This window comes from Sphingopyxis sp. KK2, from assembly GCF_001990265.1.
Classification (GTDB): domain Bacteria; phylum Pseudomonadota; class Alphaproteobacteria; order Sphingomonadales; family Sphingomonadaceae; genus Sphingopyxis.
Map to the genome: position 1 here is coordinate 18,609 of NZ_LYVN01000036.1, position 13,443 is coordinate 32,051.

Genomic DNA, 13,443 nt, shown 5'->3' on the forward strand with positions numbered 1-13,443 from the left:
AGGCGGCAGCACCGATCGCGTGGGGGTTGCAATCTTGTTCCAGCGTCACGAACCCATCGCGGGGATGACCGGCAATGCCGCCGCGCTGTCGATGACGCAGGCGATTCCCTTTGGCCGCAACGGCGCCGCCGATGTGGTCCCCGACCTCAACTGGCACGAGGCGCTGCGCGACCGGCTCGCGCATCTCGACCTCGTTCCCGACCTCGGCGACAATATCGGCTCGCGCACCTGGTGGCGCGGCCTCGCGACGCTGGCGCTGCTCTGCGGTGCGGCGATCGCGACCTTTCCGGGGATCGAGCCGCTCCACGCCGGTGGCAGCGCCGCGCTCGGCAGCGCCGATTTCAACGAAGCGCGCGCGCAGATGATCGTGCCGCTCGCGCTCGGCGGCGACACCGGCCGCCACATGGCCGCGACCGACGCGGTGCGCCCGCTCACCCAGACCCCCGAACGGCCGCAGATCGAACTCACCGCCACGCTCGGCAGCGGCGACAGCTTCGCGCGCCTGCTCGAACGCTCGGGCGTCGGCGGCGCCGATGCGCAGGCACTCGCCCGCCAGGTTTCCTCGGCGGTTCCGCTCGCCGACATCGCACCGGGTACGCGCATCGACCTCATCCTCGGCCGCCGCGCCGCGCGCACCATGCCGCGCCCGGTCGACGCGCTCGCGATGCGCGCGCGCTTCGACCTGCGCATCGAGATGGAGCGGATGAACGGACAGCTCGTGATGCGCCGCATCCCGATTGCGGTCGACGCGACCCCGCTGCGCATCCGCGGCCGCGTCGGCGACAGCCTCTATCGCTCGGCACGCGCCGCCGGCGCCCCGCCCGAGGCGATCCAGGCGTATCTGCGGGTCATCGGCAAGCAGATCTCGGTCGCCAGCGATGTTCGCGCCGGCGACGAATATGACATCATCGTCGATTATCGCCGCGCCGAAACCGGCGAGACCGAGGTCGGAAAACTGCTCTATGCGGGCCTTGTTCGCGGCGGCAAGCAGAAGCTCTCGATGATCGAATGGACCGTCGACGGCCGCCTGCAATGGTTCGAGGCGTCGGGCGCGGGCGAAACGCGCGGCGGCATGGTGCGCCCGTCGAACGGCCGCCAGACCTCGGGCTTCGGCATGCGCCGCCACCCGATCCTCGGCTACAAGCGTATGCACAGCGGCGTCGATTATGGCGGTGGCTATGGCGCGCCCATCTATGCGGTGACCGACGGTACGGTGACGATCGCCGGGCGTCACGGCGGCTATGGCAATTTCGTCAAGCTCGCCCACGGCGGCGGCATGGGCACCGGCTATGGTCATATGAGCCGCATCGCGGTGCGCCCCGGCCAGCGGGTCAGTGCCGGCCAGGTCATCGGCTATATCGGCTCGACCGGCCTTTCGACCGGCCCGCACCTTCATTTCGAAGTCTATCGCAACGGCGTCGCGGTGAACCCCGCCTCGGTCAGCTTCGTCACCCGCGCCCGGCTCGAGGGCAAGGCGCTCGCCGATTTCCGCGCGCGCATCCGCCAGCTCACCGCGGTCGCCCCCGGCGCGGCGATGGCTCCGGTCGCCGCGAAACAGGTCGAAGGCCCGAAGCTCGGCAGCCTCGCCGACGTCGCCTCGAAACGCGCCGGCGGCGGAATCTGATTCCCTTTTCCCTCCCGCGGGCGAGGGGCGAGCATCCGCAATATCCATTTGCCGCGCGCCGCCGCCCCGCTATGCACGCGCCATGACTCACGCCGCCTTTCCCGAGCTGCGCCTGCGCCGCACCCGCCGCACCGCGTGGAGCCGCGCGATGGCGCGCGAAACCCAGCTCACGCCCGCCAACCTCATCTGGCCGCTGTTCGTCTGCGCGGGCGAGGGGGTCGAGGAGCCGCTCGCCAGCCTGCCCGGCGTGTCGCGCTGGTCGGTCGACCTGATCGCCCTGCGCGCCGCCGACGCGATCGCCGCGGGCATCCCGTGCCTCGCGCTCTTTCCCTATACCGAGGCCGAGCGGCGCAGCGAGGACGGCGCCGAAGCGCTCAATCCCGAAAATCTGATGTGCCGCGCGGTGCGTGCGATCAAGGCGGCGCATGGCGACAAGATCGGCGTGCTCACCGACGTCGCGCTCGATCCCTATACCAGCCACGGGCAGGACGGGCTCGTCGACGACGGCGGCCATGTCCTCAACGACGAAACGGTTGAGGTGCTCGTCGGCCAGGCGCTCAACCAGGCGCGCGCCGGCGCCGACATCATCGCGCCCAGCGACATGATGGACGGCCGCATCGGCGCGATCCGCGCCGCGCTCGAGGGCGAAGGCTTCGGCCATGTCCAGATCATGAGCTATGCCGCCAAATATGCCTCGGCCTTTTACGGCCCCTTCCGCGACGCGGTCGGCAGCCGCGGGCTGCTCAAGGGCGACAAGAAGGGGTATCAGATGGACCCCGCCAACGCCGAAGAGGCGCTGCGCGAGGTCGCACAGGACCTGGCCGAGGGCGCCGACAGCGTGATGGTCAAGCCCGGGCTGCCCTATCTCGACATCGTCCGCGCGGTGAAGGACCATTTCGCCGTCCCGGTCTACGCCTATCAGGTGTCGGGCGAATATGCGATGATCGAGGCGGCGGCGGCCGCCGGCGCGGGGGATCGCGACGCGCTCGTCCTCGAAACCCTGCTCGCCTTCCGCCGCGCCGGGGCCTCGGGCATCCTCACCTATCATGCGCTCCACGCGGCGCGCCTGCTCGCCGGCTGACCCGCTCCGCCGGCGCCTTTCCAGCTCAACCTTTTCGTTTGAACGAGGGACCGACCCACCCATGACGGCAACACCGCGGCGCTGGCTTTTCGTGCTGACCATCCTGGTCGGCAGCTTCCTTCTCTTCCAGGTCCAGCCGATGGTCGCGCGCATGGTGCTGCCCAAATTGGGCGGCGCCCCGGCGGTGTGGAACAGCGCGATGCTGGTCTATCAGGCGCTGCTGCTCGGCGGCTACGCCTATGCGCATTGGCTCGGCCGCTTCCAGGTGCGGCGCCAGGCGATGATCCATGTCGCGCTGCTGCTCGTCGCGGCGCTGTGGCTGCCGATCGGCATCGCCGCCATCGCGCCGCCGGCACCGGGGCAGGAGGCGCTGTGGGTGCCGCTGCTGCTGCTCGCCTCGATCGGCCCGGTGTTCTTCGCGGTCTCGGCACAGGCGCCGCTGATCCAGCGCTGGTTCGCCGCCGACGCGCGCGCGGGCGATCCCTATTATCTCTATGCCGCCTCGAACCTCGGCAGCTTCGCGGGGCTGATCTCCTATCCCGCGCTCGTCGAGCCCAATCTGCCGCTCGCCGCGCAAAGCTGGGGCTGGACGGCCGGTTATGCGCTGCTCGTCGGCCTTGTCGCGGCCGCCGCCGCGGCGCGCTGGCGCAGCCATGCGGTCGCGGCCGCCGATGTCGCCCCCGCCGCCGACGAACCGCGCCCGACGCTGCGGCGCCAGCTCCACTGGCTGCTCATCGCCGCCGTGCCGTCGGGGCTCATGCTGTCGACGACGACGCACCTCACCACCGACATCGTCGCCATGCCGCTGCTCTGGGTGCTGCCGCTCGGCCTCTACCTGCTCAGCTTCGTGGTCGCCTTTTCGAACGTCGATGCGCTCAAGCAGACCTTCCGCGTGCTTGCCCCGGCGGTGCTGCTGATCGCCGGCGGACAGGCGCTGCTCAGCACCGGCGGCGGCTCGATGCTCGTCGCGCTGATGAGCCTCGTCATGCTGTTCATCGTCGCCACCGCGCTCCACGACTATCTCCACCATTTGCGCCCGGCGCCGCAGCATCTGACCCTCTTCTATCTCGTCATGTCGGCGGGCGGCGTCGTCGGCGGGCTGTTCGCGGCACTGTTCGCGCCGTTGCTATTCGACTGGGTCTATGAACATCCAATCCTCGTGCTCGCCGCCGCGGCGCTGCTGCCGCTGCCGCCCTTCCTGCCGTGGAACGAATGGCTGAAGGTCAGGAACCCCATCCCCTATGTGCTCGCGATGCTCGTCGTCGCGGCCTTCGCCTGCTGGAACCTCGTCGAGGGCTGGGACGGCACCTTCCAGGGCAGCAACGGACTGTGGGCGGGGCTGATCCTGCTCGTCGGGCTGCTCGTCGTCGCCTGGCGCTGGGCCTATATCGCGGTGCTCGCGATGCTGATGCTCGGCGTCGGCGGGGTCGATACGCTGCAAAAGGGCGCCGACGGGATGCGCGTGCGCAGTTATTTCGGCGTCTATACCGTCACCGACGACCCGGCCACGCAACAGCGCCGGCTGGCGCATGGCACGACGCTCCACGGGCTCCAGAATACGCAGCCGGGGCACGAACTCGAACCCACCACCTATTATGGCCATCAATCGGGGGTCGGGCTGACGCTCGACAAGGCGACCGAACTCGCCGGCCCCGATGCCGCAGTCGGCATCGTCGGGCTGGGGGCGGGGACCTTGTCCTGCTACCGCAAACCGGGCCAGCAATGGACGATCTTCGAAATCGACCCGGTGATGGTCGACATCGCGCGCGATCCGAAAAAATTCAGCTTCCTGTCGAAATGCGCGGGCGACACGCCGATCGTCGTCGGCGACGCGCGGCTGCGCATCGAACAAATGCCCCCGGCACAGTTCGACATCCTCGTCATCGACGCCTTCTCGTCCGACGCGATCCCGCTGCACCTGCTGACCGCCGAGGCGATCGGCATCTATGCCCGCGCGCTCAAGCCCGATGGCGTGCTGCTGATCCATATCTCCAACCGCTTCTTCGATCTCCAGCCGGTGCTGTCGGCGGAGGCGAAGGCACGCGGGTGGAGCGCGGCGATCCGCCTCGACCCGGCGGGCGACGGCAATGCCGCCAGCGCGCTGACCAGTTCGAACTGGGTCGCCTTCACCGCGACGCCGCAGCGCATGGAGCAGCTGACCGGCGGCCTCCGCCCGCTCCCGCGCGGCTATGAGGACGGCGCGTGGGTCGCGCTCGAATCGCGGCCGGGCTTTTCGCGCTGGACCGACGATTATGCCTCGACTCTGCCGATCCTGATCTGGAAGAATATCATCGGAGGACGCAGCGAATGACCCACGACGTCAGCATCATCACCGTGAACGGCAAGACGCCGCAGATCGATCCCAGCGCCTTCATCGCGCCCGGATGCCGCATCATCGGCGACGTGCGCATCGGTCCCGACGTCAGCATCTGGTACAATTGCGTGCTGCGCGCCGACGTCAGCCATATCGAGGTCGGCGCGCGCTCGAACATCCAGGACGGCAGCGTCGTCCACTGCGACGGCCCGATGCCGCACCGGCCCGAAGGCTTCCCGACGATCATCGGCGAGGATGTACTGATCGGCCATCTCGCGATGGTCCATGGCTGCATTCTCGACGACCGCGCGTTCGTCGGGCTGAAGGCGACGGTGATGAACGGCTGCCGCATCGGCAGCGACGCGATGCTCGCCGCGGGCGCGCTGCTCACCGAGAACAAGGAAATCCCCAGCCGCGAACTATGGGCGGGCTCGCCGGCGCGCCGGGTGCGCGAGATCGGCGACGAACAGGCCGCGGGCATGCAGGTCGGCGTCGCGCATTATGTGATGAACGGCCGCATGCACAAGGCGGCGGTCGAGGGACAATAAAAAGGGCGCCCCGGTTTCCCGAGGCGCCCTCTTTGAAACGGTCGTTGCGGCTTAGCTGAAGCTCACCATCGCATAGAGCATCGGGATCGACAGCAGCGTGTTGGTCCGCGAAAAGATCATTGCGGTCTTCGCCGACTTGGCCTTGGTCGCATCGTCGGCCTCGACGATGCCCAGCGCCTTCTTCTGGTTCGGCCAGATCACGAACCACACGTTGAACGCCATGATCAGGCCCAGCCACATGCCGACGCCGATCAGCTTGTACGGGTCCTGCAGCGTCAGCGCGGGGACGAGGTATTTGGCGTGGCCAGCGATCGCGAGGCCCAGCAGCACCGTGGCCAGCGCCGCCCAGCGGAACCAGAACAGCGCGGCGGGCGCAATATGCTTCGACACGCCGGGCTTTAGCTCGGCGGGGATCTTGGGCATCGTCGGGATCTGGACGAAGTTGAAATAATAGAGCAGCCCGATCCACAGGATGCCGAAAAAGGTGTGCAGCCAGCGCATGACGGCGAGTGCGGCCGCGCCGCCATCCTCGAAATTCTGGCCGTTGAGGCCCAGCATCAGGATGATCGCGAGCACCAGCCCCGCGCCCAGCACGGCGTGCAGATTACCGAAAAATTTGTCCATGAAAGTCCCCCTCGCTTGTTATGGGGCGCGGCGCGACCCGGTGCCCGGGCACGGCTATGCCAGCGACGGGGGCCGCGTTCAACTTTTGTCGGCGGTCGCTTCTTCGGGCAGCGCGAGCCCGTTCTTCAGCATCACGGGCAGCTGGGTCAGCGTGAAGAGGAACGACAGCGCGGTGATGCCCCACACCTTGATCGTCAGCCACAGGTCGAAGCTCATCTGCTTCGCCTGGATGAGCTCGTACATGACATGGTTCGCGATGCCGAGCGCGGCGAAGAACAGCCCCCAGTTGCGCGACAGCAGCATCCAGCCCCTTTCGGTGATCCCCTCGAGCGCCGACTGGAGCAGATATTTCAGCATCGGCTTGCCCGCGAAATAGCCGCCGAGCAGCAGCAGCGCGAAGGCGCCATAGATGATCGTCGGCTTCATCACGATGAAGCTTTCGTCGTGGAAATAGACGGTCAGCGCGCCAAAGCCGATGACGAGGATGCTCGACAGCCACAGCATCGGCGAAATCTTGCCGAGCTTCCATTTCGACACGATCATCGCGGCGATGATCGCGACCATGAAGGCGACGGTGCCCTTGATCGCCGCGGTCGTCGCGGCAAAGGCGCCGCTGCCGCCCGAGCTGAACTTGTAGACGAGGAAGAAGATCAGCAGCGGCCCGAAATCGATGACGAAATTCAGCCAGCCATGCTTGGCGGGCGGCGGCGCGGGGACGGCCTCGGGGCCGGTCGGCAATTGGTCGAGCTGCTCGCTCATCGGATATTTCCTGCAATGATGCCCGCGATCTCGTCGGCATCGAAGGGGCGAAGATCGTCGATGGTTTCGCCGATGCCGATCGCGTGGATGGGAAGGCCGTGGCGTTCGGCCGCGGCGACGAGCACGCCGCCGCGCGCGGTGCCGTCGAGCTTGGTCATGACCAGCCCGGTGACCCCCGCGACCTCGCGGAACACGTCGATCTGCGACAGCGCATTCTGCCCCGTCGTCGCGTCGAGCACGAGCACGACATCGTGCGGCGCCGCGGGGTTGAGGCGGCCGAGCACGCGCTTGATCTTCTCGAGCTCGTCCATCAGCTCGCGCTTGTTCTGGAGGCGCCCCGCGGTGTCGACGATCAGCACGTCGATGCCCGTCGCGGTCGCCTGTTTCACCGCATCGAACACGATGCCGGCAGCGTCGCCGCCCTCGGGGCCCGCCATGATCGGCACCCCCAGCCGCTCGGCCCAGACCTTCAATTGGCCGATCGCGGCGGCGCGAAAGGTGTCACCCGCGACCAGCATCACGCCATAATCCTGTTCCTGGAACAGGTGGGCGAGCTTGGCGATCGTCGTCGTCTTGCCCGACCCGTTGACCCCGATCACGAGGATCACCTGCGGGCGCGGGAAGGCGTCGATCTCGAGCGGTTCGGCAACGGGGCGCAGCACCGCGGCGATTTCCTCGGCGACGATGCGGCGCAGCTCCTCGGTCCCGCTCGCCACCGCGTCGCGGCGTGCGGCGAGCCGGTCGCGGATGCGCGCGGCCATCGCGGGGCCGAGGTCGGCGGTGATCAGCGCCTCTTCGATGCGGTCGAGATCCTCTTCGTCGAGCCGCGCCTTGCCGGTCAGCCCCGACAGATTTTCGCCGAGCTTCTCCGACGTGCGCTTGAGCCCGCCGAACAGCCGCTCGCTCCAGCTTGCGCCGCTCATGCGGCCAGCTCCGCAAGCAGCCGGTCGCCGTCGCGCGCGCCGATCCGCACCGGCACGATGCTCCCCGGCACCGCGTCGCTTGCCAGCATCAGGCTCGCGAAATTCTCGCCATGGCCGCTCCGCCCGTCGCGTTCGACCAGCATCTTCGTCGTCATTCCCGTCAGTCCGTCCATCCAAAGGTGTCGTCGCCGCGCATTGGCTTCGCGCAGCACCGCCGCCCGCTCGCGCGCCACCGTCCGTCCGACCTGCGGCATCCGCGCCGCAGGCGTCCCGGCGCGCGCGCTATAGGGAAAGATATGGCCGAAGACGATGTCGCATTCGTCGATCAGCGCCAGGCTGTTCGCGAACATCGCGTCATCCTCGGTCGGAAAGCCCGCGATCAGGTCGGCGCCGATCGCGATTTCGGGCCGCGCCGCCTTGAGCCGCGCGACGAGGTCGACGACCTCGGCTCGCCGATGCCGCCGCTTCATCCGCGTCAATATCATGTCGTCGCCTGCTTGCAGCGACAGATGGACATGCGGCATCAAGCGCGGCTCGCCGGTCAGCAGCGCGAACAAGGCGGTGTCGATCCGGTTCGGGTCGAGCGAGGAGAGCCGCAGCCGCTCGATCGGCAGCGCCAGCAACGCCTCGACCAGCGCGGCCAGCGTCGTCCCGCTGTCGTCGCCATAGCTCGCAAGGTCGACCCCGGTCAGCACGATCTCGCGCTGCCCGCGATCCAGCGCGACGCGCGCGCTGTCGAGCACCGCCGCGACCGTCGCCGACCGCGCGGTCCCGCGCGCGATCACCGTCGCGCAAAAGGTGCAGCTGTGCGAACAGCCCGTCTGCACGCCGAGGAAGGCGCGCGCATGGTCGGCGCCCGAGAGGGCGGGGGAATAGACGTCGCTGCGCACCCCGGGCGCGCCGGCGCCATAGCTCTGCGCCAAACCCTTCACGTCGTTGCCGACAACCCGCGCGCCCATCGCCGCAAAGGCGTCGCGTTCCAGCTCGGCTGCGCACCCGGTCACCACGACCTCGGCCCCCGGCCGTTCGCGCAGCGCGCGCCGTACCGCCTGCCGCGCCTGCCGCACCGCCTCGTCGGTCACCGCGCAGCTGTTGAAGATGATCGTGTCGCGTGCCCCCGCTGCCGTCGCCGCGGCGCGCACCGCTTCGCCCTCGGCGATGTTCAGCCGGCACCCGAAATTGACGACCGCCGGGCCGTCCAAAATATCGATGCTCATCCGAACTGCGCCCAGTCGGTCTCGCCCTCGAACACGCGTGTCGCCGCGCCGCTCATCACGATCGGCTCGCCGGGGGCCCAGCGGATGATCAGGTCGCCGCCGGGCAGCGACACCGTGACCGGCGACTTGACTTTGCCCGCGCGGATCGCCGCGACCGCGGTCGCGCACGCGCCGGTGCCGCACGCCTGCGTCAGCCCGACGCCGCGTTCCCACACGCGCAGTTGCAGGCAATCGGGGCCGTCGAGGCTCGCGACATTGACGTTGACGCGCTCGGGGAACAGCGGGTCGGTCTCGATCCGCGGGCCGAGTTCGCCGAGATCGACCGCATCGGCCTCGGGCACGAAAAAGATGATGTGCGGGTTGCCGACATTGACCGCGGCGCCATGCTCGAGCTCGTCCCACGCGACGGGCATGTCGCGCGTGTCCATCGGCATCGCGAGCGGGATATGCTCCCAGTCGAATTCGGGCTCGCCCAGCACCACCTCGGCGCCGCCGTCGGCCGGGGTGACGCGCAGCATCCCGCCCAGTGTCTCGATCACCGAAGGCTGGCCCAGCAGCGTCGCGACGCAGCGCGTCGCATTGCCGCACGCCTCGACCTCGCTGCCGTCGGCGTTGAAGATGCGCATCCGCACATCGGCCTTGGTCGACGGTTCGAGCAGGATCAGCTGGTCGCATCCGATGCCATGCCGCCGGTCGGCGATCGCATGCGCGCGCGCCGGGGTCATCGCGACGGCGTTCTCCCGCGCGTCGATCACGACAAAGTCGTTGCCCAGCCCGTGCATCTTGGTGAAGCGATCCGCCATATCCCGCGCATGTAAGGGCAGGGCGCCGCGAAGTCTAGGCGAGGCGGGGTTATGCCGCGCGACCGTGGCTTCCTCACTCTCGCCTCGCTTGCAGGGAGGGGAGGGCCTTATCCAGCCTTGCGCCGCTCTTCCTCGGCCGTCGCCCCCGCATCCGCCACCACCGGCGACCGCAGCAGGCCGCGTTCGGCGAGCAGCTTCGCGGTCGCTGTCGCCGATGCCGGCTTGCCATAATGCCAGCCCTGCGCCTTGGCGCAGCCGAGCCGCGTCAGCTCGATCGCGGTCGCCTCGTCCTCGACCCCCTCGGCGGTGATCGGCATCGCCAGGCTTTCGCCGAGCCGGACGATCGCGACGACGATCGCCTGCGCATCGGGGCTGCCCTGCATCGCGGCGACGAAGCTGCGGTCGATCTTGATCCGGTCGAACGGCAACGCGCGCAGGTGCGACAGCGAGCTGTATCCGGTGCCGAAATCGTCGAGGCTCAGCGACACGCCCTGGTTCTTCAGGCTGGTGACGATCGAACGGACGAGCGGCAGATTCTCGAACAGCGAACTTTCGGTGATCTCGACCTCGAGCTGGCTCGGCGGAAATCCCGTCTCGACGAGCAGCTTGGTCAGCTTCTGGCTGAACCACGGGTCCTTCAATTGCTGCGGCGAGATATTCACCGCCAGCGTGATCGACGGGTCCCATCCCTTGGCGATTTCCATCGCGTGGCGCACGACGCGCAGCGACAGCTCGCCGATCAGGCCGCTGTCCTCGGCGACCGGGATGAAACGGTCGGGCTCGATCATGCCATGCTCGGGCGAATCCCAGCGCATCAGCATCTCGAAACCGACGAGTCGGCCGGTCGCGATGTCGACCTGTGGTTCGAAAAAGGGCACGAATTCGTCGCGCGGCATGCCGCTGCGGATGCCGGTCTCGATCTGGTTGCGGACCTGCACTGCCATTTCCATGCCCGCCTCGAACCAGCAGAAGCGGTTCCGCCCCTCGTCCTTGCAATGATACATGGCGATGTCGGCCTGGCGCACCAGCGTGTCCATGCTGGTGTCGGCCTCGGTCGCGAGCGACAGGCCGATCGAGGCGCCGATGCGGATCTGCTGCGTATCGTGGGTCACCGGTTCCTCGAGGATGGTGACGAGTTGCGACGCGAGCGCTTCGATATGCGCCGTGCCCGCCGGATCGAACATCAGCATCGCGACGAATTCGTCGCCGCCCAGCCGCGCCATCAACGCGCTCGGCGGCAAAACGCTGGCGATGCGTTCGGCGGCGACCTGCAGCAACCGGTCGCCCGCGGCATGGCCATGGATGTCGTTGACGGTCTTGAAATGGTCGAGGTCGAGCAGGAACAGCGCGACATGGCGCCGCTCGGCGGCGGCATCGGCGACCAGTGCCTGCCCCTGTTCAAGCATCGCGCGGCGGTTGAGGAAATTGGTCAGCGGGTCGGTGTCGGCCAGGTAACGCGCGCGCCGTTCGGCCTCGGTGCGCTCGCGGATTTCGCGGTGCAGGTCGTTGTAGCGGCGCCAGCCGAACAGGATCAGCGCAATGTTCAGGATCAGCGTCGCGGCGAGCACCTGGTCGGTGCCGCCGCCGATGCCCGACAGCGCGCGGACGATCGATTGCATGACCGTGCTGCCGGTGCCGACGAACAATATGATCGCGGCGACGACGATGCCGCCCGCGACGACGTCGCGTTTTGCGCCCTCGGCGCGGTCGGGCTGTTTCGGCGGTGCGGCTGTCGCCATAGGTCGCTAGTCCCCCACAATCAGCGGCTCTTTTGCGCCCGAAGCGGTGAAATTTGCGTTAAGTTTGGGGGGTGAACGCCCTGGGCCACGGAGGTGGCTTTTGCCTTGTCGTCACCCCGGGCTTGACCCGGGGTCCCGCTTCTCGCGCGAATGATTGGCGTGATCTCATGAAATGAGCGAAGGAAGCAGGCCCCCGGATCGGGTCCGGGGTGACGAAGCGGAAGGACGGGCGCATTTGTGCGGTCTTCGGCTTGCCTTTCCCGCCCATTTCCCGTAATGGCGCCGCCGTCAGGCCGCATTTTGCGACCGGGCATATCGACATCCGCGACGGAAAACCTGTCCACGGATACCGCTGGTTGGCGAGGTTTCGCTCACCGGCGTGTTTTGCGTTGCGGGCGTCGAAAGCAAGGATTTTGGCAGTGTTCGACAGTCTGAGCAACCGGCTTGGCGATGTTTTCGGAAAGCTCCGCGGCCGCGGCGCGCTGACCGAGGCCGACGTGCGCGCCGCGATGCGCGAAGTGCGAATCGCCTTGCTCGAGGCCGACGTCGCGCTGCCCGTCGTGCGCAGCTTCGTCGATCAGGTTACCGAACTCGCGATCGGCCAGAATGTCCTGCGCTCGGTCACCCCGGGCCAGCAGGTGGTCAAGATCGTCAGCGACGCGCTGACCGAGATGCTCGGTTCCGAAACCGCCGAGCTCGACCTTGCCGTCGCCCCGCCCGCCGTCATCATGATGGTCGGCCTCCAGGGCTCGGGTAAGACGACGACGACCGCGAAGATCGCGAAGCGGCTCAAGGACAAGGAGCGCAAGAAGGTGCTGATGGCGTCGCTCGACGTCAATCGCCCCGCCGCGCAGGAACAGCTCGCGGTCCTCGGTCAGCAGATCGACGTCGCGACGCTGCCGATCGTCGCCGGCCAGCAGCCGACCGAAATCGCGCAGCGCGCGCTGCAGGCCGCGAAGCTCCAGGGCTTCGACGTGCTGATGCTCGACACCGCGGGCCGCCTCCATGTCGACCAGCAGTTGATGGACGAAATGCAGGCGGTGTCGCGCACCGCGAACCCCGCCGAAACCCTGCTCGTCGTCGACAGCCTGACGGGTCAGGACGCGGTGCAGGTCGCGCAGCGTTTCACCGACCAGGTGCCGCTCACCGGTGTCGTGCTCACGCGCATGGACGGCGACGCGCGCGGCGGTGCCGCGCTCTCGATGCGTGCGGTCACCGGCAAGCCGATCAAGTTCGCGGGCACCGGTGAAAAGCTCGACGGGCTCGAACTCTTCCAGCCCTCGCGCATCGCGGGCCGCATCCTCGGCATGGGCGACGTCGTCAGCCTCGTCGAACGCGCCGCCGAAACGATCCAGGCCGAAGAGGCCGAGGCGATGGCCGCGAAGATGGCCAAGGGCGTCTTCGACCTCAACGACCTGCGCACCCAGCTCAACCAGATGCGCCGCATGGGCGGCCTCGGCGCGCTCGCCGGCATGATCCCCGGGATCAAGAAGGCGCAAGTCGCGATGGCGCAGGGCGGCGCCGACGACAAGATGCTCGTCCACTTCGACGCGATCATGGGCTCGATGACCCCCAAGGAGCGCGCGAAGCCCGAAATCCTGACCGCCAAGCGCAAGATCCGCATCGCCAACGGCTCGGGCACCACGGTGCAACAGGTCAACAAGGTGCTCAAGATGCACCAGGAAATGGCGACCGCGATGAAGAAGATCCGCAAGATGGGCGGATTGAAAGGCCTCGGCGCGCTGTTCGGCAAGGGCGGCATCCCCGGCATGGGTGGCGGCGGCATGGGCGGAATGGGCGGCGGCGGGGGC

At 68.2% G+C, this 13,443-nt stretch carries 11 protein-coding genes; 5 read left to right on the top strand and 6 right to left on the bottom strand.

Annotated elements, in window-relative coordinates; genetic code table 11:
- Positions 1–64 precede the first annotated feature (64 nt).
- The 4 genes from B1A78_RS08375 to B1A78_RS08390 all read left to right on the top strand — a co-directional run bounded on the left by B1A78_RS08375 (position 65) and on the right by B1A78_RS08390 (position 5,567).
- Entirely contained in the window at positions 65–1,624 is a 1,560-nt protein-coding gene (locus tag B1A78_RS08375) for a M23 family metallopeptidase (RefSeq protein ID WP_077146514.1), read from the top strand.
- 82 nt (positions 1,625–1,706) lie between these two features.
- Complete coding sequence (gene hemB, locus B1A78_RS08380) at positions 1,707–2,705, top strand: porphobilinogen synthase (protein ID WP_077146515.1); 999 nt, start codon at positions 1,707–1,709, stop codon at positions 2,703–2,705.
- 61 nt (positions 2,706–2,766) lie between these two features.
- Positions 2,767–5,016 (top strand): spermidine synthase, encoded by a 2,250-nt coding sequence (locus tag B1A78_RS08385; RefSeq protein WP_077146516.1) that lies wholly within the window; start codon positions 2,767–2,769, stop codon positions 5,014–5,016.
- Complete coding sequence (locus tag B1A78_RS08390; protein WP_077146517.1) at positions 5,013–5,567, top strand: gamma carbonic anhydrase family protein; 555 nt, start codon at positions 5,013–5,015, stop codon at positions 5,565–5,567. Before B1A78_RS08385 ends, B1A78_RS08390 begins: the two co-directional genes overlap by 4 nt.
- A gap of 51 nt (positions 5,568–5,618) precedes the next feature.
- Here the strand turns inward: B1A78_RS08390 and B1A78_RS08395 are convergent, their stop codons facing one another.
- The 6 genes from B1A78_RS08395 to B1A78_RS08420 all read right to left on the bottom strand — a co-directional run bounded on the left by B1A78_RS08395 (position 5,619) and on the right by B1A78_RS08420 (position 11,632).
- Complete coding sequence (locus B1A78_RS08395; RefSeq protein WP_077146518.1) at positions 5,619–6,191, bottom strand: urate hydroxylase PuuD; 573 nt, start codon at positions 6,189–6,191, stop codon at positions 5,619–5,621.
- A 78-nt stretch (positions 6,192–6,269) separates the two neighbouring features.
- Positions 6,270–6,950 carry an inner membrane-spanning protein YciB gene (locus B1A78_RS08400; protein WP_077146519.1) on the bottom strand — a complete coding sequence of 227 codons (681 nt, stop codon included), beginning with the start codon at positions 6,948–6,950 and terminating at the stop codon, positions 6,270–6,272.
- Positions 6,947–7,873 carry a signal recognition particle-docking protein FtsY gene (gene ftsY, locus B1A78_RS08405; RefSeq protein WP_077146520.1) on the bottom strand — a complete coding sequence of 309 codons (927 nt, stop codon included), beginning with the start codon at positions 7,871–7,873 and terminating at the stop codon, positions 6,947–6,949. Before ftsY ends, B1A78_RS08400 begins: the two co-directional genes overlap by 4 nt.
- Positions 7,870–9,090, bottom strand: coding sequence for a MiaB/RimO family radical SAM methylthiotransferase (locus B1A78_RS08410; protein ID WP_083733969.1), 1,221 nt, complete (start codon positions 9,088–9,090; stop codon positions 7,870–7,872). Before B1A78_RS08410 ends, ftsY begins: the two co-directional genes overlap by 4 nt.
- Positions 9,087–9,893, bottom strand: a complete 807-nt coding sequence (dapF, locus tag B1A78_RS08415; protein WP_077146521.1) for a diaminopimelate epimerase — start codon at positions 9,891–9,893, stop codon at positions 9,087–9,089. Before dapF ends, B1A78_RS08410 begins: the two co-directional genes overlap by 4 nt.
- Positions 9,894–10,000: 107 nt before the next feature.
- Positions 10,001–11,632 (bottom strand): bifunctional diguanylate cyclase/phosphodiesterase, encoded by a 1,632-nt coding sequence (locus B1A78_RS08420; RefSeq protein ID WP_077146522.1) that lies wholly within the window; start codon positions 11,630–11,632, stop codon positions 10,001–10,003.
- A 419-nt stretch (positions 11,633–12,051) separates the two neighbouring features.
- Here B1A78_RS08420 and ffh point away from each other — a divergent pair.
- Positions 12,052–13,443: signal recognition particle protein (gene ffh / locus B1A78_RS08425; RefSeq protein ID WP_179102013.1), on the top strand; the 1,392-nt coding region annotated here is incomplete at its 3' end.

Bases quoted from the DNA above. Each gene is read 5' to 3' on its own strand.
- B1A78_RS08375 (WP_077146514.1), top strand. From the start codon at position 65: ATGACCGGCAATGCCGCCGCGCTGTCGATGACGCAGGCGATTCCCTTT.
- hemB (WP_077146515.1), top strand. From the start codon at position 1,707: ATGACTCACGCCGCCTTTCCCGAGCTGCGCCTGCGCCGCACCCGCCGC.
- B1A78_RS08385 (WP_077146516.1), top strand. From the start codon at position 2,767: ATGACGGCAACACCGCGGCGCTGGCTTTTCGTGCTGACCATCCTGGTC.
- B1A78_RS08390 (WP_077146517.1), top strand. From the start codon at position 5,013: ATGACCCACGACGTCAGCATCATCACCGTGAACGGCAAGACGCCGCAG.
- B1A78_RS08395 (WP_077146518.1), bottom strand. From the start codon at position 6,191: ATGGACAAATTTTTCGGTAATCTGCACGCCGTGCTGGGCGCGGGGCTG.
- B1A78_RS08400 (WP_077146519.1), bottom strand. From the start codon at position 6,950: ATGAGCGAGCAGCTCGACCAATTGCCGACCGGCCCCGAGGCCGTCCCC.
- ftsY (WP_077146520.1), bottom strand. From the start codon at position 7,873: ATGAGCGGCGCAAGCTGGAGCGAGCGGCTGTTCGGCGGGCTCAAGCGC.
- B1A78_RS08410 (WP_083733969.1), bottom strand. From the start codon at position 9,090: ATGAGCATCGATATTTTGGACGGCCCGGCGGTCGTCAATTTCGGGTGC.
- dapF (WP_077146521.1), bottom strand. From the start codon at position 9,893: ATGGCGGATCGCTTCACCAAGATGCACGGGCTGGGCAACGACTTTGTC.
- B1A78_RS08420 (WP_077146522.1), bottom strand. From the start codon at position 11,632: ATGGCGACAGCCGCACCGCCGAAACAGCCCGACCGCGCCGAGGGCGCA.